The organism is Pseudomonas sp. EL_65y_Pfl2_R96 (assembly GCF_963970905.1).
GTDB lineage: Bacteria > Pseudomonadota > Gammaproteobacteria > Pseudomonadales > Pseudomonadaceae > Aquipseudomonas.
This window is the reverse complement of the sequence record NZ_CAXAQH010000135.1, coordinates 1-652: the sequence shown is the minus strand read 5'-3', so window position 1 is coordinate 652 and position 652 is coordinate 1. Positions and strand designations below refer to the sequence as shown.

The window sequence follows — 652 nt, the reverse complement described above, 5'->3', positions numbered from 1 at the left end:
GAAATTCGGTTTTCCGATCGGCACGGCCACCGTCGCCATCGCGCCCGGCATGCACGTCCATTCGCACAATCTGGCGACCGCGCTCGACGGGACGCTCGACTATCACTTCACCCCCAAGCCCCCCGCACCGACGAGCGACGCGCAAGAAGCGGCGAGCTTCCAAGGCTATGTCCGCGCCGACGGGCGCGTGGCCACGCGCAATGAAATCTGGATACTCCCGACCGTCGGCTGCGTCGCGCGCACCGCGACCCGTATCGCCGCGCAGGCCGATGCCGCATTGGTGAACGAGAGCGCCGACGGTGCCGTCGACGGAGTCCACGCCTTCACCCATCCCTTTGGCTGTTCGCAGCTTGGCGACGACCTTGACGGTACGCGCAGCATCCTGGCTGCGCTCGCGTGCCACCCCAATGCCGGCGGCGTGCTGATCGTCGGGCTGGGGTGCGAATCGAACCAGATCGACGCCTTGCTGCGCGAAATCCCGGAGGGACGGCGTTCCGCCATCCGCACGCTCGTCACGCAATTGGCCGGGGACGAGATTGACGAGGGCGTGGCCAAGGTCGCCGAACTGGTCGCGCTCGCACGCAGCAAACGCAGCACCGTCGCGCTCGACCGGCTGGTGCTTGGGGTGAAATGTGGCGGGTCCGATGGCTTG

1 protein-coding gene is annotated in these 652 nt (G+C 67.5%); it reads left to right on the top strand.

The window, feature by feature from the left end:
* Positions 1–652: UxaA family hydrolase (locus tag AACY49_RS29845; protein ID WP_339527791.1), on the top strand; the 652-nt coding region annotated here is incomplete at both ends.